Origin of the sequence: Staphylococcus sp. HMSC077D08, from assembly GCF_001837945.1 — a bacterium.
GTDB lineage: Bacteria > Bacillota > Bacilli > Staphylococcales > Staphylococcaceae > Staphylococcus > Staphylococcus epidermidis.
In genome coordinates this window covers 29974-54252 of record NZ_KV834827.1, presented here as the reverse complement: position 1 = coordinate 54252, position 24279 = coordinate 29974, and the positions used below count along the sequence as shown (strand labels likewise).

General features: G+C 32.9%; 17 protein-coding genes. 14 read left to right on the top strand and 3 right to left on the bottom strand.

Annotated elements, in window-relative coordinates:
* Positions 1-24 precede the first annotated feature (24 nt).
* The 5 genes from HMPREF2663_RS10970 (at position 25) to HMPREF2663_RS10950 (ending at position 6737) form a co-directional block, all read left to right on the top strand.
* A complete protein-coding gene (locus HMPREF2663_RS10970) occupies positions 25-330 on the top strand; it encodes a hypothetical protein (protein ID WP_058703144.1) in 306 nt (101 codons plus the stop codon).
* A 318-nt stretch (positions 331-648) separates the two neighbouring features.
* Positions 649-2499 carry an anaerobic ribonucleoside-triphosphate reductase gene (gene nrdD / locus HMPREF2663_RS10965; protein ID WP_002475640.1) on the top strand — a complete coding sequence of 617 codons (1851 nt, stop codon included), beginning with the start codon at positions 649-651 and terminating at the stop codon, positions 2497-2499.
* Complete coding sequence (gene nrdG, locus HMPREF2663_RS10960; protein WP_002475643.1) at positions 2496-3032, top strand: anaerobic ribonucleoside-triphosphate reductase activating protein; 537 nt, start codon at positions 2496-2498, stop codon at positions 3030-3032. The genes nrdD and nrdG overlap by 4 nt, the downstream gene beginning before the upstream one ends.
* A gap of 362 nt (positions 3033-3394) precedes the next feature.
* Entirely contained in the window at positions 3395-4693 is a 1299-nt protein-coding gene (locus tag HMPREF2663_RS10955) for an anaerobic C4-dicarboxylate transporter (protein WP_001830664.1), read from the top strand.
* A gap of 421 nt (positions 4694-5114) precedes the next feature.
* A complete protein-coding gene (locus HMPREF2663_RS10950) occupies positions 5115-6737 on the top strand; it encodes a BCCT family transporter (RefSeq protein WP_002447035.1) in 1623 nt (540 codons plus the stop codon).
* Positions 6738-6786: 49 nt separating this feature from the next.
* Here HMPREF2663_RS10950 and HMPREF2663_RS10945 read toward each other — a convergent pair whose 3' ends face one another.
* Entirely contained in the window at positions 6787-7347 is a 561-nt protein-coding gene (locus HMPREF2663_RS10945; protein WP_002447036.1) for a choline uptake/conversion transcriptional regulator CudC, read from the bottom strand.
* A 474-nt stretch (positions 7348-7821) separates the two neighbouring features.
* Here HMPREF2663_RS10945 and betB point away from each other — a divergent pair, with 474 nt between their 5' ends.
* The 9 genes from betB to HMPREF2663_RS10900 all read left to right on the top strand — a co-directional run bounded on the left by betB (position 7822) and on the right by HMPREF2663_RS10900 (position 21158).
* Positions 7822-9312, top strand: a complete 1491-nt coding sequence (betB, locus tag HMPREF2663_RS10940; RefSeq protein WP_002447037.1) for a betaine-aldehyde dehydrogenase — start codon at positions 7822-7824, stop codon at positions 9310-9312.
* 159 nt (positions 9313-9471) lie between these two features.
* Complete coding sequence (betA, locus tag HMPREF2663_RS10935; RefSeq protein ID WP_001830593.1) at positions 9472-11190, top strand: choline dehydrogenase; 1719 nt, start codon at positions 9472-9474, stop codon at positions 11188-11190.
* Between the two features lie 542 nt (positions 11191-11732).
* A complete protein-coding gene (locus HMPREF2663_RS10930) occupies positions 11733-11951 on the top strand; it encodes a sterile alpha motif-like domain-containing protein (protein WP_002458270.1) in 219 nt (72 codons plus the stop codon).
* Positions 11952-11978: 27 nt separating this feature from the next.
* On the top strand, positions 11979-12425 hold the full coding sequence (locus HMPREF2663_RS10925) for an antibiotic biosynthesis monooxygenase family protein (RefSeq protein WP_070846415.1): 447 nt from the start codon (positions 11979-11981) through the stop codon (positions 12423-12425).
* Positions 12426-12741: 316 nt separating this feature from the next.
* A complete protein-coding gene (mbcS, locus tag HMPREF2663_RS10920; RefSeq protein WP_002447040.1) occupies positions 12742-14322 on the top strand; it encodes an acyl-CoA synthetase MbcS in 1581 nt (526 codons plus the stop codon).
* 362 nt (positions 14323-14684) lie between these two features.
* Complete coding sequence (gene ppdK, locus HMPREF2663_RS10915) at positions 14685-17312, top strand: pyruvate, phosphate dikinase (protein WP_070846413.1); 2628 nt, start codon at positions 14685-14687, stop codon at positions 17310-17312.
* Position 17313: 1 nt separating this feature from the next.
* Entirely contained in the window at positions 17314-18132 is an 819-nt protein-coding gene (locus HMPREF2663_RS10910; RefSeq protein ID WP_002447042.1) for a pyruvate, water dikinase regulatory protein, read from the top strand.
* A 208-nt stretch (positions 18133-18340) separates the two neighbouring features.
* Positions 18341-19840 carry an L-lactate dehydrogenase (quinone) gene (lqo, locus tag HMPREF2663_RS10905; RefSeq protein ID WP_002496700.1) on the top strand — a complete coding sequence of 500 codons (1500 nt, stop codon included), beginning with the start codon at positions 18341-18343 and terminating at the stop codon, positions 19838-19840.
* A gap of 394 nt (positions 19841-20234) precedes the next feature.
* On the top strand, positions 20235-21158 hold the full coding sequence (locus tag HMPREF2663_RS10900; RefSeq protein WP_070846411.1) for a hypothetical protein: 924 nt from the start codon (positions 20235-20237) through the stop codon (positions 21156-21158).
* A gap of 132 nt (positions 21159-21290) precedes the next feature.
* Here the strand turns inward: HMPREF2663_RS10900 and HMPREF2663_RS10895 are convergent, their stop codons facing one another.
* The gene (locus tag HMPREF2663_RS10895; protein WP_002458264.1) at positions 21291-22181 is read right to left on the bottom strand and encodes a fructose bisphosphate aldolase; all 891 of its coding nucleotides are present in this window, start codon (positions 22179-22181) and stop codon (positions 21291-21293) included.
* 313 nt (positions 22182-22494) lie between these two features.
* Positions 22495-23856, bottom strand: coding sequence for an FAD-dependent oxidoreductase (locus tag HMPREF2663_RS10890; protein ID WP_002458263.1), 1362 nt, complete (start codon positions 23854-23856; stop codon positions 22495-22497).
* Between the last annotated feature and the right edge of the window lie 423 nt (positions 23857-24279).

Below are 24279 nucleotides of genomic sequence, written 5' to 3'. Positions count from 1 at the left end.
AAAATAAGAGGATGGTGATATAACATGGCATTTAATATTTGGATGTGGATTTTACTTGTATTATTTATTGTTGGGACAATAGCTGTAATTCTCATTTTAACAGTTGGCTCAGTGTTAGAAGAGCGTTCATATGACCGTCGATCAGAAGATGAAAAGCGCAAAAATTTAGAAAAAAATCTTGAGATGTCAAAGGGGCATACAGATGAATCGCAAGAGTCGAGCAACGGGGAAGAACAAGTAACACAAGAGCATTCTCATCATGGCGTTCAAGATCATCAACAAACACATCAAAATATAAATCAATCAACACAAGATAATAGAAATAATTAGATAGGTGAAAGGGAAAAGGTAAATGCTTTTTTCGGTTATTTATTCCCAATTTATACGAAGATAATTACTAGAATTACCAAAAGTGAAGATATTATAAATTTTAACTGAATTAATAACTAACTATATGTTATAGAAGCCTGAGAACATTGACGTCTCAGGTTTTTATATTGATTACAAAACTATCTTTATCTCACATAGAGTTCACTAAACGTTAATAATCTTTATGACATTTTAGTTAACGACTTAGTAATCGATTGTAATACTATATATAGTGTTTTATTTTATTGATATATACTATATATAGCGAAGGGTGACAAAATGACTACTTTAGAAACATCATTAACTCGATTAATCACAAAAGATCCAACTATATTAAATGAAAATGCAAATAAAGATAGTAATACATTCTCAACAATGCGAGATTTAACAGCTGGAACGGTATCAAAGTCTTATGCACTCGATCATTTACTTCCGAAGCATGTTGCTCATGCACATCAATCGGGAGATATTCATTTTCACGACTTAGATTACCATCCATTTCAACCATTAACCAATTGTTGTCTCATAGATGCAAAAGATATGTTAGAGAATGGCTTTGAGATAGGTAATGCTAATGTTACAAGACCTCAATCAATACAAACCGCCTCAGCACAACTTGTACAAATCATTGCAAACGTTTCAAGCAGTCAATACGGAGGTTGTACTGTCGATCGTGTTGACGAATTACTAAGTAAATATGCACAAATGAACGCACAATATCATAGGGAAGTAGCGAATGATTTCGTTCAACCTGACAAAATTGAGAATTATGTGGACACGCAAGTAACTAAAGATATTGGTGATGCGATTGAAAGTTTAGAGTATGAGATCAACACACTATATACTTCCAATGGACAAACGCCATTCGTTACTTTGGGATTTGGTTTAGGAACAGATCAATTAAGTCGAAAGATTCAACAAGCAATTTTACATACTCGTATTAAAGGTCTCGGTAAAGATAGAGTCACTGCAATTTTCCCTAAACTTGTATTTTCGATAAAAAAGGGTATTAACTTTGGTCCAGAAGATCCTAACTATGATATTAAGCAACTTGCATTGGAATGTTCAACAAAACGCATGTATCCCGATATTTTAAATTACGATAAACTAGTGGAACTGCTTGGTGATTTTAAAGCACCGATGGGATGTCGTTCATTTTTACCAAGTTGGAAGAATGATGAAGGTCAATTGGAAAATAATGGACGGTGTAACTTAGGTGTAGTGACGCTGAACGTACCGAGAATTGCAATCGAAGCAGATGGTGACATGCAACAGTTTTGGGATATCTTTGAAAAACGCATGCAATTGTTACATGATGCACTTGTGTATCGAATTGAAAGACTACAAGATGCTATTCCGGATAACGCGCCTATTTTATATAAAAGTGGTGCATTTAAAAATAAACTCACTTCAGAAGATACTGTCGAATCATTATTTACAAATCAACGCGCTACAATTTCAATGGGGTATATCGGTTTATACGAAGCAGCAACATTATTTTATGGACCAAATTGGGAACATAATCCTGAGGCTAAAACATTCACATTAGACATATTAAGAGAAATGAAACGTTATCAAGTAGAGTGGACGAAACAATATGATATTTGGTTCAGTATATACAGCACACCTAGTGAATCACTCACAGATAGATTTTGCCGATTGGACAAAGATAAATTTGGATCTATTCCAGATGTTACTGACAAAGGATATTACCAAAATTCATTCCACTATGATGTTCGTAAAGATGTAACGCCGTTTGAAAAACTAGATTTTGAAAAGGACTATCCTTACTACGCAAGTGGTGGATTCATTCATTATTGTGAATATCCAAAGTTAAATCATAATCTTAAAGCTTTAGAAGCAGTATGGGATTATGCTTATGATAAGGTAGGTTATTTAGGTACGAATATTCCTATTGATCACTGTTATCGTTGTGGCTATGATGGAGATTTTGAAACTACTGCTAACGGATATAAATGCCCACATTGTGGCAACAATGATCCTAAAACAGTTGACGTTGTAAAAAGAACATGTGGTTATTTAGGAAATCCAGTTCAAAGACCAGTTATTGAAGGACGACAAAAAGAGATATGTGCGAGAGTGAAACACATGAAGGAACCTCGTTCATGAATATTTTAAACATTAAAGAAGGTCACCACTATATAGCTAAAATAGAAAGTCATAGCTTTGTAGATGGTGAAGGTGTTCGATGCAGTGTATATGTTTCCGGATGTCCTTTTCAATGTAAAGGTTGTTATAACGTTCAAGCCCAAAATTTTAAATACGGAGAACCATTCGAACTAGAAATGCTTGAAGAGATTTTAGATTATTGTGCGCCTTCTTATATCGAAGGCTTAAGCATACTTGGTGGAGAACCATTTTGTAATTTGTCTATCACACTCCAACTCGTTGAAGCTTTTAGACAACGATTCGGTCATACAAAAACAATTTGGGTGTGGACTGGCTTTTTATTTGAATATTTGAAACAGCAAAACGATGCGCGCAAGTCATTACTCGAACATATTGATGTATTAGTTGATGGTATGTTTATTCAACATTTATATCGTCCGAATCTTCCATATAAAGGATCACTTAATCAACGTGTGATTGATGTTCAAGCTTCCTTAAAAAAAGAACAGGTCATTGAATATCTAACTAAATAGTTTATGATAATAATTGTAATTAATTTTTAAGATATCTCTTAGAAAAATAGCCCAAAATAAATGTTATGGTTCATTTGTTTTGGGCAATCTTTGTTATAAGTTATCAATGAGATGAACAGGAATGTTATCACATGTATAACGACAGTTTTAAAGAGTATAGTTAATTTTATTTTTAAAGTAAATTTTTATCACTTTTTATTAGGTGGATGTGATTTGTTGCAATTTATAGACTGAAAAGTGACAAACATTAAACATCTAAAAAGTAAAAGAAATAATATTATACTTATATATATACTAATTACATATTAAAGTGATAAAATATTGAAGTGAAAATTGTTCGGCATAAGTTAGGAGATTCTTCCATGTTATTGTTTATCATAGAAATCATAATCATGATTCTAGCGATATTATTAGGATTAAGAACTGCTGGTGCACTGGGATGTGGCATCTTTGCTATAGTAGCGCAACTTATTATGATATTTGGATTCCAGTTACCTCCAGGTTCAGCACCAGTGACGGCAGTCTTGATCATATTATCTATTGGTATAGCAGGTGGTACGTTACAAGCTACTGGTGGTATTGACTATTTAGTTTACATTGCTTCACGTGTGATTGAACGCTTTCCAAAATCAATTATATTTATAGCACCAATGATTGTCTTTGTCTTTGTTTTTGGAATTGGTACTGCAAATATAGCTCTTTCACTTGAACCTATCATCGCTAAAACTGCACAAAAAGCACGAATTCAGCCTAAACGCGCATTAACTGCTTCGGTACTAACCGCCAATTTAGCCCTACTTTGTAGCCCGGCAGCTTCCGCTACAGCTTATATTATTTCAGTATTAGCAGGGTATGAAATATCGATGGGTAAGTATTTAAGTATTGTTTTACCTACAGCTTTAATTAGTATGTTAATGCTTAGTACATTTTGTACATTTGTAGGACGAAAAGAACACGTGCGTGATGAATCAGAACGTTTAGTTCAGATGCCAGAAGTCGAAATCAAAAATGACTTTTCATTAAAAGTAAAAATAGGTGTTATCTCATTCCTATTATGTGTCATGGGTATATTAACGTTTGGCATATTTCCTAATCTCATGCCGCAATTCAATGTGAATGGAGATGTAGTTAAAGTTGAGATGACTGAAATTGTTCAGTTCTTTATGTATCTCAGCGCTACAATTAATTTATTATTAATAAAAATCAATACTTCTGATATTCTGTCATCGAATATTACTCAGTCTGCAATGGGAGCACTCTTTGCAGTTCTTGGCCCAGGTTGGTTAGGTGCAACAATATTTAATGCTCCACATAACTTAAAAATATTGAAAAATGATATTGGGTCAATTATTAGTGAAGTACCTTGGCTTGTTATCATACTTGTTTCTGTAGTTGCAATGATTGTCATTTCTCAAACAGCTACAGCATCAATTATGGTACCGATAGTTATGAGTTTAGGTATACCCCCCATCTATTTTGTTGCGATGGTACAAACATTAAATGTGAATTTCGTTATTCCAGCTCAACCGACACTATTATTTGCTGTAGAACTAGATGAAACTGGTAGAACAAGACCTACGAGCTTTATGATACCAGGATTTTTTGTTATAACAGTATCCGTCATTACTGGATTTGTTATTAAAACCATTTTAGGATATTAATCAATTTTTATAAGTTGGAATTTAATCGCTATATATAGTTCTTTAGATACTTCATCTCATAGAGTAAGGTATTTGAATGACTAAATATTGGCGATTTTTTTATTTATAGATTAAGAGTGAGTATAAGTGGAGAAAAAAATTTAAAATAAATATATATACGTTAAAAGTGTATAAAAATACAATATGAAATATTGTAAAGTTCGTTCATTTTGTTAAATTTTAACTTAACACTATTGTCATAGCAATTTAAGATGAATGTTTGAGAGGCGTAAATTATATAATTATTCAAATGAGATTTTGATGATCCATGTATGTAATTTGCATTATTATTAAAAATTCGTTATTGTCTTTTTTGTGAATCACTATCCATTGAACGTAATTTAAAGTAAAGATTCATAAATTAATATTAGGGGGATCACATTTGAAAAAGGAAAAAGTTATGGACTGGACGACCTTCATAGGCGTAGTCATTGTGTTACTTTTTGCTGTTATACCTATGATGGTTTTTCCGAAAGCAAGTGAAATAATCATTACCGATATCAATAGTGCCATTTCTAATTCAATTGGATCGGTATATCTCTTTATGGGACTGGCTATATTTTGTTTTGTTTTATACATAGCATTTGGTAAGTACGGGAATGTCACGTTAGGAAAAGCGACTGACAAACCTGAATTTAATAATTTCACATGGGCAGCCATGTTATTCTGTGCCGGTATTGGTTCGGATATTTTATATTGGGGTGTTATTGAGTGGGCATTTTATTATCAAGTACCTCCTAACGGTGCAAAATCAATGTCTGATCAAGCTCTTCAATATGCAACTCAGTATGGTATGTTTCACTGGGGACCTATAGCCTGGGCAATATATGTGCTACCAGCATTGCCAATTGGTTATTTAGTTTTCGTTAAGAAGAAACCCGTCTATAAAATTAGTCAAGCTTGTCGACCAATTTTAAAAGGACATACGGATAAATTATTAGGAAAAATCGTAGATATTTTATTTATTTTCGGTTTGCTCGGTGGTGCTGCAACATCACTCGCTCTAGGCGTGCCAATGATCTCAGCTGGTATTGAACGATTGACTGGTTTAGATGGATCTAATATGATTTTACGTTCAATCATCTTACTAACTATTACAGTTATTTTCGCAATCAGTTCTTACACAGGTTTGAAAAAAGGTATTCAAAAATTAAGTGATGTTAACGTTTGGTTATCATTTTTATTATTAGCATTTGTATTCATTGTAGGTCCAACTGTGTTTATTATGGAAACTACAGTTACAGGGTTCGGTAATATGATAAAAGATTTCTTCCATATGGCGACATGGATGGAACCATTTGGTGGCATAAAAGGTCGTAAAGAGACGAATTTCCCTCAAGATTGGACAATATTCTACTGGTCATGGTGGCTCGTTTATGCACCGTTTATTGGATTATTTATCGCACGTATCTCAAAAGGACGTACACTTAAAGAAGTTGTATTAGGAACAATATGCTATGGAACATTAGGTTGTGTATTATTTTTCGGTATTTTTGGTAACTATGCTGTATATCTACAAATTTCTGAGCAATTTAATGTAATAAGCTATTTAAACAATCATGGTACAGAGGCAACAATCATAGAAGTAATGCATCAACTACCATTCTCGACAATTACTATTATCTTATTCTTAATATCAGCTTTCTTATTCTTAGCAACAACATTCGATTCTGGTTCATATATTTTAGCAGCAGCGTCACAGAAAAAAGTGATAGGAGAACCGTTACGTGCTAATCGTTTATTCTGGGCGTTTGCGTTATGTTTACTACCGTTCTCTTTAATGCTAGTTGGAGGAGAACGTGCATTAGAAGTATTGAAAACAGCATCATTACTTGCTAGTGTACCTTTAATTGTTATATTTACGCTTATGATGATTTCGTTCTTAATTATACTCGGACGAGATCGTATCAAGTTAGAAAGACGTGCAGATAAGCATAAAGAAATTGAAAGACGTTCTCTAAGAATAGTTCAGGTCAAAGATAAACCTGAAGATGATAACTTATAAAAAATAGCCAAGCAATAATGTTAAGTCATTATCGCTTGGCTTTTTATTTTTAATCATGATGATGTTGTTCATCTGGAATTGGAAAATAGTTAAAGATTTCTCCTGACTCTAAAGCTTCACTTAATTGAGCGAGCCACTTGTAATAAATTTTAGAGTGGTCTAACTGCGCTTTTACATTTATTGCTTGGTTTTTAACTTCCTCGTCTATATCATTCTTTTCAAGAATTGGGTAAATGATATTTTCTGCATCTTTAATAGCTTCCATATTAGTGTCAATTTCACGTTCCCATTTTTTAGTGAAAAAGTTGCGGAAGAAAGTGAAGAAATCTTTCTCTGCAATAAAATGTTGCTTTCGGCTACCACGCGTGAATTGTTGTTTGACGATATCGTATTCTTGTAGTTTTTTTACACCTGTACTCATACTAGGTTTACTCATTTGCAGTTGTTGTCGCATTTCATCAAGTGTCATACTTCCTTCAAAAACCATAATGCCATACAGGTTACCTACACTACGGTTGATACCATACAAATCCATGGTTTCACCGATTGAGTTGATAACTAAATCTTTAGCTTCTTCGATATGTTGACTGTCATTGTTATTATAATCCATCACTGCACCTCCATTTTAATCCATTATTCAGCTTAGGTGGGACGCACTAGATACTATGATTTTATGATGATTGTAAATAATACATCTATTGCTTTGAGTTGTAGTTCGTTCGTGAATATAAAGCATAGTTACATTGAAAGTTTATAATCATCAAAATCAAATGTTAGTTATCGATTTGAATTGTTAATGTCTATACTACTGTTTGACTATCTCAATGCCGTAATCTATAAACGGCTATAAAAACCTATACTATATGTCCCATTTCTAATAAATACACACGAGAATCATTATAAAGCCTTTTATGAAAAAAAGAAAAGTAATTTTCTGAACAAAAATTATTTCTTAAACATAGATAAGTTTGATTGTAAAATACAAACATTTTTAAAGAAATTGACACTTTTTCATCAATTATGATAACATAACTCTGTAAAATTCGTTAAATAAAAATTTAACAAACTTAACGGAGGTCGTTTGATGGAACTTGTAGATAAATTATCAAATCGTCAATATATTGATGGAGAATGGGTTGAAAGTTCAAATAAAAACACAAGAGATATTATAAATCCTTACAATCAAGAAACAATCTTCACTGTAGCTGAAGGAACTAAAGAAGATGTTGAAAGAGCAATTTTAGCTGCTAGAAGATCTTTCGAAGACGGTGAATGGTCACTTGAAACAAGTGAAGTCAGAGGTAAAAAAGTGAGAGCCGTTGCTGATAAAATTAAAAAAAATAGAGAAGAGTTAGCTAAATTAGAAACATTAGACACTGGTAAAACTTTAGAAGAATCCTACGCTGATATGGATGATATTCACAATGTGTTTATGTACTTTGCTGGTTTAGCTGATAAAGATGGCGGTGAAATGATTAACTCACCAATTCCTAATACAGAAAGTAAAATAGTTAAAGAACCTGTAGGTGTTGTTACTCAAATTACACCTTGGAACTATCCATTACTTCAAGCATCTTGGAAAATTGCGCCAGCTTTAGCAACAGGTTGCTCATTAGTTATGAAACCAAGTGAAATTACTCCGTTAACAACAATTCGTGTATTTGAATTGATGGAGGAAGTTGGTTTCCCAAAAGGAACAATTAATTTAGTACTTGGTGCTGGATCAGAAGTGGGCGACGTGATGTCAGGTCATGAAGAAGTCGATTTAGTTTCATTTACAGGTGGTATTGAAACAGGAAAACACATTATGAAACAAGCAGCTAATCACGTAACCGACGTTGCATTAGAATTAGGCGGCAAAAATCCTAATATTATTTTTGATGACGCTGATTTCGAATTAGCTGTAGACCAAGCACTTAATGGTGGATATTTCCACGCTGGTCAAGTGTGTTCTGCTGGTTCTAGAATCTTAGTTCACAATGATATTAAAGATAAATTTGAAAAAGCTCTTATTGATCGCGTAAGCAAAATCAAATTAGGTAACGGTTTTGATCAAGATACTGAAATGGGACCAGTTATCTCAACAGCACACCGCGATAAAATTGAAGGTTATATGAAAGTTGCGAAAAAAGATGGAGCAACAATTGCTATTGGTGGTAAACGTCCTGAACGTGAAGACTTACAAGCGGGATTATTCTTTGAACCTACTGTAATTACAGATTGTGATACATCAATGCGTATTGTTCAAGAGGAAGTCTTTGGACCAGTTGTGACTGTAGAAGGATTTGCTGACGAAGAAGAAGCTATTCGCTTAGCAAATGATTCAATTTACGGTTTAGCAGGTGCTGTATTTACTAAAGATATTGGTAAAGCACAACGTGTTGCGAATAAATTGAAACTTGGTACGGTTTGGATTAACGATTTCCATCCATACTTTGCGCAAGCGCCATGGGGCGGTTACAAACAATCAGGTATTGGTAGAGAATTAGGTAAAGAAGGATTAGAGGAATATTTAGTAAGTAAACATATTCTTACAAATACTAATCCAGAACCAGTGGATTGGTTTAGTAAATAATAATACATTGCTTATATACAGTAAATGACTTATAAATACAAAATGCTACATGAAGTGAGTACTTACAAAGGTATGGTGCTCACTTCAATAAATGAAACCTTTTAAGAAAGAGATGTTAACAAACAAAGAAAACAAATCAATTTTTGGAGGTCTTTAACGATGAGAAGAAAACGCGATTCATACGATTATGTCATTATTGGTGGTGGTAGTGCAGGTTCAGTTCTTGGTGCACGCCTTTCAGAGGATAAAGATAAAAATGTTTTGGTATTAGAAGCTGGACGTAGTGACTATTTCTGGGATTTATTTATTCAAATGCCAGCAGCATTGATGTTCCCATCAGGTAATCGTTTTTATGACTGGGAATATCAAACTGACGAAGAACCACATATGGGACGTAGAGTTGATCATGCGAGAGGTAAAGTATTAGGTGGCTCAAGTTCTATTAACGGTATGATTTATCAACGAGGTAACCCAATGGACTATGAAGGATGGGCAGAACCTGAAGGAATGGACACATGGGACTTTGCGCATTGTCTACCATACTTCAAAAAGTTAGAAACAACATATGGTGCAGCGCCATATGATAAAGTTAGAGGTCATGATGGTCCAATCAAATTAAAACGTGGACCAGCTACTAATCCATTATTTAAATCATTCTTTAACGCAGGTGTTGAAGCGGGCTATCATAAAACTGCAGACGTTAATGGTTACAGACAAGAAGGATTTGGCCCATTTGATAGCCAAGTACATCATGGACGTCGTATGTCTGCTTCAAGAGCGTATCTACGCCCAGCATTAAGACGTAGAAACTTAGATGTTGAAACACGTGCGTTCGTAACAAAATTAATATTTGATGAAAATAATAGTAAAAAAGTAACAGGCGTGACTTTCAAGAAAAATGGTAAAGAACATACTGTTCATGCAAATGAAGTCATTTTATCTGGCGGTGCTTTCAATACGCCACAACTATTACAATTATCAGGTATTGGTGACTCAGAATTCTTAAAATCAAAAGGTATTGAACCACGTATGCATTTACCAGGTGTTGGTGAGAACTTCGAAGATCACTTAGAAGTATATATTCAACATAAATGTAAACAACCGGTTTCACTACAACCTAGTCTTGATGTTAAACGTATGCCGTTCATCGGTTTACAATGGATTTTTGCACGTAAAGGTGCAGCGGCGTCTAACCACTTTGAAGGTGGCGGCTTCGTAAGATCAAATGATGATGTTGATTATCCAAACCTCATGTTCCACTTCTTACCAATTGCTGTAAGATATGATGGTCAAAAAGCACCAGTAGCACATGGTTACCAAGTACATGTTGGACCAATGTACTCCAACTCAAGAGGTAGTTTGAAAATCAAATCTAAGGATCCATTTGAAAAACCAAGTATCGTGTTTAATTACTTATCTACGAAAGAAGACGAAAGAGAATGGGTTGAAGCAATTAGAGTAGCAAGAAATATATTAAAACAAAAAGCTATGGATCCATTTAATGGTGGCGAAATTTCACCAGGACCACAAGTTCAAACGGATGAAGAAATTTTAGATTGGGTACGAAAAGATGGAGAAACTGCATTACATCCATCTTGTAGCGCGAAAATGGGACCTGCATCTGACCCAATGGCAGTAGTCGATCCATTAACTATGAAAGTACATGGTATGGAAAATTTACGTGTCGTTGATGCTTCAGCAATGCCTAGAACAACAAATGGTAATATTCATGCGCCTGTATTGATGTTAGCTGAGAAAGCAGCGGATATTATTCGTGGTAGAAAACCGCTTGAACCTCAATATGTTGACTATTATAAACATGGTATTGATGATGAAAAAGCAGGTGCAATGGAAGATGATCCATTCTATCAATATTAAAATGATAGATGAAAAGTTAAATTAAAAATTTAATTAAATGTATATTTTCAGCTCATTTATTCGTTATTTATAAAATGACCTGAGACAAATCGTTGTCTCAGGTTTTTACATATATAACAGTATTTATAAATGAAATTTCATTAAATGAGGTAATTATGCATACTTGAGGTCATAATTTATAAATAGTATATATGCATATATTTAGAAAAATAATAATTGAATAGTAAATGTTACTTCAGATATTTATAAGATAATCAAGTCGCACATTTTAGGTGCCATAGAGATAATTATGTTTACTTCTATATGTAGTAGGTTTGATATTCTGTTTAATTAATTAGAGAAAATAAGAGCAATGAAAAGTTTATGTTTTTTATGTGTCAATAACACTTTTCAGCTACTATATCACTTAGTTTTTCTTACTTTGATAAGTTACTAAGAATATATATGTATAAGTTAAGTACATAGAGTGTCGGTTTGGATTTAATGTTTTATATAATAAATCATGGTAGTATGTATTTATATCATATTGAAGAGGTGATAAGGTGAGTTTTTATCATTTTATACAAAATTTCGTTGGTGATGAAACACCTTTAGGTAAACTAGCCGCATGGATTAACCAAGATGAAGATTTCCCTATAGAGGAAACAACAGCACATAATATATTAAACTATTTTAATCAGTTAAATTATTTTGATGACGATTGTATTGAAACTGTAAAACGCTCACTATCACTATATGAACAAAGTAAAGTAGCCCTATAATATTAAATTGAAATGAAGGGATGTCTTATGTTAGTTAGCGATACAAATAAAACATATATAATAGAAGAAACTCGTAATTCATTCATAATTGAAAGGAATAATGATCAACAGCATTACGAAGTATTAGAATCAATTAACAGCTTATCTAATGATTCATTTTGTGTGTTAAATCACTTATTCGTCAATGAAGGTAATGAAGAGGTGTTTGAGTCACGGTTTTTAAAGAGAAATCAACATTTGCAAGATGTGCCTGGTTTTAAAGCGTTAAGATTTCTTAGACCGGTAGTCAAAGGGAGACATTACATTATCATCACGCTATTGAACAGTAGACAAGCTTTCTATGATTGGCAAAATTCAAAAGCATATGCGCAAACTCATAAAAAACGTGGAACTCAAAAAGGTGTCGATCATCGTATAGTCAATAGAGATTTATCCTATAATATAAGAATAGAGTTAGAAAGTCTTAATAACTAAATTTGTGTTGAATATATGAATGATAAAATATAAAAACGGCATAATATGTTATTAAATTTATTAAGAATAAAAATTTGAGAATACTTTTAATGAATTGTACACACGTAAAAGTCTATTTGACTTGTTCAAATAATATAAGATAAATGAATGTAACAAAAAGTTAATGATAAACCTGTACATTGTTTTATGTTTCAGGTTTTTCTTATTTGAAAATTTGTTAGTTGATGTTGAATGATATGAATGTTTTTAAGAGGTTTGATAGATTATAAACCTTTGGTAGTTTTTAGATGAAAGTATATTGAAAGGAAGTACACTTATGAATAAATCAAATTTACTAGCACCTGAGAAATATAATATTGTTTCAGAAATAGAAAAATATGCTTCAGAAGATCATAAAAAAGCCATTATTTACAAGGATAACGAGCATGAAAATATTTCTGTAAGTTATAAAGAACTTATCAGTAATGCTAATAAAGTAGGGAATGTATTCCTCAATCATGGGCTGAAAAAGGGAGATAAAGTTCTCATCATGATGCCACGTGCAATCGTTACATATGAATTATATATTGCAGCATTGAAACTGGGGATAGCGATTGTTCCAAGTTCAGAAATGTTACGAACAAAAGATTTACAATATCGAATTACTCACGGTGAGATTGATGCAGTTATTTCATTTGATTCTCTAACTAAAGAATTCGAAAACGTTAAAGAATATGACCAATTAAAGAAATTTATAGTAGCTGGTCACAAAGAAGATTGGGTTTCAATAGAAGATGAAAAAGAAAAAGTAAGTGATGACCTTAAAGGCGCAGATACAACACGAGATGATTTGGCGATTCTTTCTTATACATCAGGTACAACAGGTAATCCAAAAGCAGTAACGCATTCACATGGATGGGGGTATGCCCATTTGCAAATGGCACCAAAACATTGGTTATGCATACAAGAGAATGATCTTGTATGGGCAACTGCAGCACCAGGGTGGCAAAAGTGGGTGTGGAGTCCATTCTTATCTGTTTTAGGGATGGGAGCAACAGCATTTGTCTATAACGGTCGTTTCCACCCTGAAACATATCTCGAGTTACTTCAAAATTATCAAATCAATGTTCTATGTTGTACACCAACAGAATATCGTATGATGGCTAAACTTAGTCATTTAGAACAGTATAATTTAGAACATTTACACAGTGCGGTGTCTGCGGGTGAACCTTTAAATCGAGAAGTTGTTGAACAATTTAAACGTCATTTTAATATTACTGTTCGAGATGGATATGGACAAACGGAAAGTACATTGTTGATTGGATTTCTAAAAGATACTGAACCACGTATGGGTTCAATGGGTAAAGGTATACCTGGTAGTTTTGTTACTGTCATTGATGATGATGGTAAAGAGGTTGGCCCAAATGTAAAAGGTAATATTGCCGTGCCTTTAGACTTACCAGCCTTATTTAAAGGTTATTTTAAAGATGAAGCACGCACAAAAGCAGCTTCAACAGGTGATTATTATGTTACTGGAGACCAAGCTCATATTGATAATGATGGTTATTTCTGGTTCGAAGGTCGCCGTGACGATATTATTATTAGTTCAGGTTATACCATTGGACCTTTTGAAGTAGAAGATGCATTAACAAATCATGCAGCTGTTAAAGAATGTGCTGTTGTAGCAAGTCCGCATGACATTCGTGGAAATATTGTTAAAGCATTTATCATCTTGCAAGATGATTATGAAGCAAGTGATGAGTTAATCCAAGAATTACAAGTATTCTGTAAAAATGAAGTAGCACCGTATAAATATCCAAGAGCAATTGAATTTGTTGAAAATCTACCAAAAACAAATTCAGGTAAGATACGTCGCGTTGAATTACGTGATGCAGAAATTAAAAAATATAAACAATAGTATTCATCGCATTAAGTATGAATGAAAATATTTCCTGGGACACTTATACAATGTCTCAGGTTTTTTATTTTGACTATCAGAGACTAATATTAGAAATATGCATTAGTATAATTTAGTTAATGTCATGAGACAGGGAATTCAATATGAATTTTGTCCTGCTTTTTACGATTACATGAGTATAACCTAATCAATGATGAATTGAAAAATAGAATCATGAATAAAAAAGCATTAAATTAATACTTTTGATATATTTAGAACAAATTTAATGAAAGCCTTTTCTTAAAAGTGTTGTAATTCCGTTTTTATTATGACATACTTGTAAATAAATAGTATGACATAATAAAAATAAGAGGTGGTCAAGAATGACACAATTCGTTTATGCATTTAATGAAGGAAATATAGCTATGAAAGACTTACTTGGTGGTAAAGGTGCCAATCTTTCAGAGATGAAGAGACTCGGACTACCAGTACCTGATGGTTTTACAATTACGACTGAAGCTTGTATTACCTATTTAAAACAAAATGAAAAACTACCTACAGAAGTAAAGACACAATTAATTGATCATTTAGCAGCTTTTTCTAAACGAACTGGAAAGGCCTTTTCTTCTGATGACAACTTGTTATTAGTATCAGTACGTAGTGGTGCAAAAATTTCCATGCCAGGAATGATGGATACAATTCTTAATTTAGGACTTAACGATGATAATGTAAAAAAGCTTATTGACAAAACAAATGATGCACGCTTTGCATATGATTGTTACCGTCGTTTACTACAAATGTTTGGAGAGGTTGTTTATGGTATTCCAATGACAGCTTTCGATACATATTTTAATGATTTTAAAACGAAGCATCGTTATCAAAATGATGCTGAAATTCCGGCAGAAGGACTACAAACTATATGTGAAAGATATAAAGAAATTTATGTAGAAGAGGCATATAAACCTTTTCCACAAGAACCGTTAAAGCAATTAGAAGAAGCAATTGAAGCAGTATTTAAATCTTGGGATAATGATCGTGCACGTGTATATAGAGATTTAAATGATATTCCACATGATATTGGTACAGCTGTAAATATTCAGGAAATGGTATTTGGTAATAGTGGTGCAAATAGTGGTACGGGTGTTGCATTTACAAGAAATCCAGTTACCGGAGAAAATCATTTATTCGGGGAGTACTTACTTAATGCTCAAGGTGAAGATGTTGTTGCAGGTATTCGTACCCCTAAGGATATTGACACTTTAAAACAACAAATGCCAGACGTGCATCAAGAGTTCGTTGATGTAACTAAACAACTTGAAAAGCATTACAAAGATATGCAAGATATAGAATTTACAATTGAAAATGGGAAACTTTATTTATTACAAACACGTAACGGAAAGCGCACTGCTAAAGCAGCAATAAAAATTGCTGTGGATTTAGTTCACGAGCAATTAATTACACGTGAAGAAGCAGTATCAAAAGTAGAAGTAAAATCAATCGACCAATTATTACATCCTAATTTTAATGAAGAGTCATTAAAGCAAGCGACAGTGGTTTCTAAAATGGGCTTACCAGCTAGTCCCGGTGCAGCAACAGGAAAAGTAGTCTTCTCTGCTGAAGAAGCAAAACTTCAAGCTGAAAATGGTAATAAAGTAGTGTTAATGCGACCGGAAACATCACCTGAAGATATTGAGGGGATGGTAGCAAGTGAAGCAATCGTAACAACTCATGGTGGTATGACATCACACGCTGCTGTTGTAGCAAGAGGAATGGGTAAATGTTGTGTGACAGGATGTTCGAATGTAGAGATAGATACAGTGAACAAAACAGTATATTATCCTGAAGGTGAATTACATGAAGGGGATATCGTTTCTGTAGATGGTTCAGCTGGTGATTTATATTTAGGAGCAATTGAAACAGTCAATGCTGAACATAGTGAAGAGTTCGATCAATTTATGACTTGGTCTGAAGAGATTGCAAGACTGCAAGTTAGAATGAATGCTGAAACACCACAAGATATAAAAGCTGGATATAATTTTGGCTCTAAAGGAATAGGTTTAGTTCGTACTGAGCACATGTTCTTTGGACCTGAACGTTTAATAGAAATGCGCCGTTTTATTTTAGCTTCAAATCATGACGAACGTGTACAAGCTTTAGAAAAAATTAAAACATATCAAGTAGAAGATTTTGAAACAATTTTCAGATTATCTCAAGATAGACCTACGATTGTTCGTTTACTTGATCCACCGTTACATGAGTTCTTGCCATCATCTGAAGAAGATATAAACAATGTTTCTCAACAGCTGAATGTATCTTCAGAGTTCTTACGCAAACGAATCGTTGACTTAAATGAGGTCAATCCAATGCTTGGTCATCGTGGTTGTCGTTTGGCTGTGACTTATCCAGAGTTATATGAGATGCAAGTTGAAGCTATCATTGAAAGTGTTATTAAGCTTCAAAAAGAGGGGATAACGTGCCTGCCAGAAATTATGATTCCTCTCGTGTCAACAGTAGAAGAATTTACAACTTTAAAAGAACGATTAGTTAATACAATTACACATTTAGAAAAAGAATCTCAACAAGATATACAATATATGATAGGTACTATGATTGAAACGCCTAGAGCATGCTTGATTGCGAATGACCTTGCGAAACATTGTGATTTCTTCAGTTTTGGTACTAATGATTTAACACAATTGACATTTGGTTTCTCTAGAGATGATGCAGGAAAATTCATAAATGTGTATACTGAAAATAACATTTTACAGCTTGACCCATTCCAAACTTTAGATAGAGAAGGTGTAGGACGACTAATTCAATTAGCCGTTGAACAAGCTAAAAATACCAATCCAGAGATTAAAATTGGTGTATGTGGTGAGCTTGGTGGCGATGCAAAATCAATTCGTCAATTTAACCAATGGGGAATTGATTATGTTTCATGTTCACCATTTAGAGTTCCGGGTGCAATTTTAGCTACAGCTCAGAGTCAAGCGGAGGAAAGCGAGCGATAAGGTGAAGGATAATAATGAAGTATTAAAGTTATTTATAGTTTCAGATTCAATAGGAGAAACAGCGCAACGGATGATTCATGCAACGTTGACACAGTTTCCAGATTTAACTCAAGTAGAAATTAAGAAATTTCCGTATATTAAGGACGAACAAGAATTTTTAAATGTCTTACAATTAGCTAAAGAACAGAATGCAATTGTTGCAACAACATTAGTGAGTGAGTCATTTAATGCATTAGGTCATCAGTTTGCAAATGAACATCAAATTCCCTATGTAGATTACATGTCTGAGTTAATTAGTATAATTAAAAAACATACACACGCTAAACCATTAATGGAAAGTGGTGCGTTGCGTAAGCTTAATGATGAGTATTTTAAGCGTATAGAAGCAATTGAGTATTCAGTGAAATATGATGATGGTAAGCATTTTACAGATATTGGAGAAGCGGATGCTTTAATAGTAGGTGTATCACGTACCTCTAAAACGCCATTAAGTATGTACTTAGCTAATAAAGGATATAAGATTGCAAATATTCCTTTAGTCCCTGAAGTGGCTATTCCAGATAATGTATTTCAACAAAAGAATTTAAAGGTATTTGGATTAACAGCAAGTCCCAATTATATCGCAAATATACGACGTAATCGTGCAGAAACATTAGGACTATCTTCAGAATCTAATTACAATAGTTTAGAGCGTATCAAAAAAGAATTATCTTATGCTGAAGAAGTTTTTAGAAAATTAAATGCAACGGTAATTAATACAGAATATAAATCGATAGAGGAATCGGCATTTTATATTGAAAAGTTTCTAGCTAAACGTTAAATGTTCATAAAAATATATATCATAAAATTGTCATAAATTTACTATTAACAATTTACTTTTCAAAGTGCTTGCTTTAACATATATATGTAAAAGCTATTAGATTTGATTCTTTTCTAAGGTTTTGAGGTTATAAAGTAATATAACAAGAATGATGACGTCTAATTAGCTGGAAAGCAATTTGATAACTACTACACAAGAGGTGAACATTATGGCTATGTCTGACAAAAAAGACGTCGTGTTAATCGGTGCCGGTGTACTAAGTACTACATTTGGTTCTATGTTGAAAACGATTGCACCTGATTGGGACATTCATTTATATGAACGTCTAGATCGTCCTGGTATTGAAAGTTCAAATGAACGTAACAATGCAGGAACAGGGCATGCAGCTTTATGTGAATTGAACTATACTGTACAACAACCTGATGGTTCAATTGATATTGAAAAAGCTAAAGAAATTAATGAACAATTTGAAATTTCTAAACAATTCTGGGGACATTTAGTTAAATCAGGAGAAATTCAAAATCCTAAAGAATTTATTAATCCATTACCTCATATTAGTTTTGTTCGTGGTAAAAATAACGTTAAATTCTTAAAAGATCGTTATGAAGCGATGAAGCAATTCCCTATGTTCGATAATATCGAATATACTGAAGATATTGAAGAAATGAGAAAATGGATTCCATTAATGATGAAAGGCCGTGAAGATAAGGGCTACATGGCAGCGAGTAAAATAAACGAAGGAACTGACGTAAACTACGGTGAATTAACTCGTAAAATGGCTCAAAATCTTAAAAACTCACCAAACGTTGAAGTGCAATACAAACATGAAGTTGTTGATTTTGAACGTTTGTCTAATGGTAAATGGTCAGTTAAAATTAAAAATCTAAATAATGGACAAGTATTCGAACATCAAACTGATTATGTGTTTATCGGTGCTGGTGGTGGCGCAATTCCACTATTACAAAAAACTGGCATTCCAGAAAGTAAACATTTAGGTGGATTCCCAATCAGTGGACAATTTATTGCTTGTACAAATCCACAAGTTATTGAACAGCACGATGCCAAAGTTTATGGTAAAGAACCACCTGGTACACCACCAATGACGGTACCTCACTTAGATACACGTTACATTGATGGTGAAAGAACATTATTATTTGGGCCATTTGCAAACGTGGGGCCTAAATTCCTAAAACATGGTTCTAACTTGGATTTATTCAAATCAATTAAACCATATAACATTACGACTTTACTTGCTTCTGCAGTTAAAAACTTACCATTAATTAAGTATTCATTTGACCAAGTCATTATGACAAAAGAAGGTTGTATGAACCATTTACGTACGTTCTATCCTGAAGCACGTGATGAAGATTGGCAAGTTTACACAGCTGGTAAACGTGTACAAGTTATTAAAGATACTGAAGAGAATGGTAAAGGATTTATCCAATTTGGTACTGAAGTGGTTAATTCTGAAGACCACTCAGTTATTGCATTACTAGGCGAATCACCAGGAGCATCAACTTCAGTATCAGTAGCACTAGAAGTTTTAGAGAAAAACTTCCCTGAATACGCGAAAGACTGGGAACCTAAAATCAAGAAAATGATTCCTTCATATGGTGAATCACTTATTGATGATGTTCAATTAATGAGAAAAATACGTAAACAAACATCTAAAGATCTTGAATTAGGATTCTATAATAAAGCAAAATAAAAAGATATAGCGTTATCTATTAATCCTTATTAGGTAAAGTTGCTGTATTTAATATTTTAAATGCCTGAGACAATGAGTGTCTCAGGCATTTTTATATATTAACAGTCGATGGTTAATTTGCAGATGAAAGGGATTTAAATCAAGATTGTTAACTATCATATCCTATGATAAGGCAGCGAAAAAATTTCAATACAAAGTATATTTCATATCTTTTCTTTAATTGATAGATAATTAATGAAAATTCATTTTGTAAAATTAATAAATAAAAATATGTATAGGTAACTATATATTCAAAACCTTAAATAGTGTATTATAAAGTTATAAATAGCAATTTAAAACTAATCAATATTTAATTGTTATTTCTCTGTATATAAAAATTAAAAGGAGATAGAATATGAAAAAATTTTTGGGAATTTTATTAATTGTGATGTCAATTGCTCTTGTGGGATGTTCAAATAGCAATGATTCAGATCAATCTTCTAATGAAAAGTCATCATCTAAAAGCTCTGAGAAAAAAACGGACGTGGCGACTGAATATACAAAAGAGGACGAATATAAAGAACTAGAAAAAGAAGCTAAGGATCTTAAACAAAAGCCAGTTCTTAACGAAATCGATGCACTTATTACAGAAAAAGGTTTTACAAACAAAACGGGATTGCAAGGCTGGGAAGACTATAAAAAATTAATGGATAAGGTAACACTTGCAGATTATAAATACACAAAAGAATCTAAAGGATCATCCATTGAAGAAGTTAATAAGTTCTTTAAAGATAAAAAAGGTGTAGAGATTAAACGAATGAAAAGTAAGGAAAAAAATATTAAACATATCAATTATATGTATGTAGATCCAGATGGTAAAAAAGCAGGTAAAAATAAGCAACCTATGTCCTACGCTCAAATACTTGCAACATTTAAAGAAGGTAAATTAGTAGCTACAAATATTCAACCTGGATTTTTTGCTTTAGACAAAAAGAAAATGGTTAAAGCTAAAGACTTAGAAGAAGTTAAGACATTGGAAGATTTAACGCGTTTGAAAGATCCTAAAGCGACATCATATGGTATTTTACAGACGAAATATAAAGGAAAACCATACACTCAAGTTTCAATATTAGGCAGTGATTCTGATGAAGAGAATGATATTTCCTCAGCCATATTAGCTTATTATCTATTTTCACCAACGGAATTAGATAATGATGATAATCATAAATACGTTGAAGTTGCATCAGCGCCGTTCTTAAGTGCTCAAAACGATTTTTCATCTTATCAACTTGGTGTATTTAAAAAAATTATCGAAAGTAGTATGTCGTTCGATGAATAATCAAAGGACAAAATGTGTGTAAAGTATAAAAAAACCGTGTGGTCAGATTAATCTACCACACGGTTTTAATATTTCTCTAGACAATGTGATGTTGTTAAGAGAAAACATTGTTCGTTATGAACTGATAAATAATTAGTTTTTATTTACTGACGCATCATAGATTGAATCTACAGCATCGCCTAATGCTTTATCGAATTCTTCTTGTGATTGGCTAGCACGTAAGTCACTTGCTAATGCACGTGAGAAGCTTGCAATTAATTCATCGTTATCTTTTAACAATTTGTTAGCTTCATCTCGGCTGTAACCACCTGATAATACTACTACACGTACAACATTAGGGTGGTCAGCTAATTCTTTATATAAGTTAGCTTCTGTAGGAATAGTTAATTTTAGCATAACTAATTGATCATCGTTTAATGAATCTAAACCTTTTTTGATTTCAGCTTTTAAAACTTTCTCAATTTCAGATTTATCTTTAGCGTTAATATTAACTTCTGGTTCGATAATAGGTACTAAACCTTTAGCGATGATTTTTTTAGCGAATTCAAATTGTTGTTCAACAACATCTTTGATTCCTTGTTCATTAAGTTCAAGGATGTTAGAACGCATTTTAGTACCGAAGATATGACGTTCATTTGCACGATCTAAAGTTTCATCTAAATCATCAATTGGTTTCATTAATTGTACGCCATTTTTCTCTTCAGCAAGACCTTTGTCGACTTTTAAGAAAGGAACAACGCCTTTGTCCGCTAAATAGTCTCCAGTGTATTTACCTTCAACTTCGCGATCCATAGTTTGTTCGAATAAAATCGCACCTAAAATTTTATCAGGTGAAAATGAAGGTGAAGTTACAACACGTGTACGCATATCGTGAACAAGTTGGAACATTTCGTCTTCATTACTGTATTGGTCTTCATTCACACCATATTCTTTAAGTGCTTTAGGTGTACTACCACCACTTTGGTCTAATGCAGCAATGAATCCTTTACCATGAGTCATTTTTTCTAATTGTTCTTTATTCATACTTTCCACTCCTTAATATAACTTTCATATACAGTATGATAAAAATTACTTTTTATCTCAAGTTTTTCTACTTAAAAATGATGAAAAATCACATAATTGTTGTAATTAACTATGATTTAGATGTGTAAAATATAAATAAATCGTAACAATGATTTTCCTTAAATGCATCATATCGTCAGAAACACCGACGAATAAAATTGAAAAAGTTTAACTGGTGCAATTTAATTATCAACTGATAATGGTTAAATCAACCTAGGACAACATTAGATATCCTATGCTTATAAGTACTTTATCTTATATCAGATTAAGAGATTTAGAATAACATCTTATCGCTACCAAATGTATCTCCCAATGCTTGTTGAGCTAAAACATTAAGGTAATGCCATGGTCTATCATAATCAGGTTGGAAGAAGAAATCTTGGACAGCGAGTTGTTCAAGTGTGAAACCAGCAGATATAACTACTGAAATTGTATTAATAGAAGCAGTAATATCTTCTTTTGACATGACTTGACCACCAAGTATACGGTGAGTGTCTTTATCATAAATAATTTTCATATGAATTTTCGTATCATTTTGCATAAATTGAGGACGAATCAATTCTTCTACATATGTTTGACCTAAATTGCCATCATAATTATCGATTTCTGTACCGTGAATGCCAGTTTGTCCAAATTTATAATCAAATAATTGTAAACCTGAAGTACCAGAAACACGTGGCATTGTCATTTTTTTACCCAACATGTTTTTTGCTGCGACAACGCCTTGGCGTCTTGAATTTGTTGCTAATGCAATATAACGATCCTCAGATACTGGTGCAAAAGGAACTAATGTCGCATCGCCACCTGCATAGACATCTTTAGCAGATGTTTGTTGTTGGTGGTTAATGTTTATAATTCCTTTTTTACCTAAATCTATTTTATCTTTTAGCCACTCGGTAGCCGGTTCGACACCTACAGCAAATAAAACAGTATCTGCATCATATTCATTTTTGTCTGTAACTACAGTAGTTACTTCGCTATTTTGATTTCCTGAAAGTGATTGTACTGTTTCGCCACCTTTAAAATGAAGACCGTGTTGCTGTGCATTTGTTTCTAATACATCTGTAAACTCTTTATCTAAGTAAGTGTTTAATATACGATCAGCGACATCTACGATTGTAGTATCTATGCCTGCTTTAGCAAAAGCTTCAGCAGCTTCAATACCTATATAGCCACCTCCGACTACAACAGCCTTTTTGGCATCTTTCATGCGTTCTTTAATTTGATTTGCCCAATCGCGTCCACGCATAAATAATACATGTTTATATTTTTCAATTCCATCGACTGGAGGTGTAACAGGTTTACCGCCGGGACTTAGGAACAATTTATCATAAGAATAAGTTGATGTTTGACCTTGGTGTTCAACTGTAACAGTCTTATTGTCAGTATCTAAATCTGTGACTGTGCTATTCGTATGAATGTTTACACCTTGTGCCTTATAAGAGTCAACGGATGCGTAATGTAAATCATCTAGTGATGATGAGATGTCTTCAAGATAACTTTGAATACCACAAGATAAAAAGGACGGTTGATCTGCACTTTCAAAAACTTGAATATCAGCATTTTCATCTTCTTTAAGCAATGTTTGGATTACTTCATATCCTGAATGAGATGTACCTACCACAATATATTTCATTATGATGTCCTCCTTTTATTTATAAAAACGTATAGATTACGTTAGTTTTAGCAATTACATTATGATGTTTACCCAGGTAGTTAAATTCTATTCAACGTTATTGAAAAAGTGATATATTCTTCAAAATTTTGTAAAAGAATTGGGGATTCGTTCATGTTCGATTAATATGAAACTTAAGTCATTGACTCAAGGATTTTTACATATGGGTAGTTGATAGTGGATTAAAATGCGCTATTATCAAGCTTGTTTCAATATTTATGTTATTGGTAGGAGAGTGTGTTCAAAATATTTTACAAACTATAGTTTAGTTATACTTTTAGTTACTTAACTATTTATTTTACAAATATTGAAATTAAAAGGAGAGATTGGCACATAATTTCTAGCAAAATAACCAGTAAATGAGTTTTTTATAAATTCATTTAC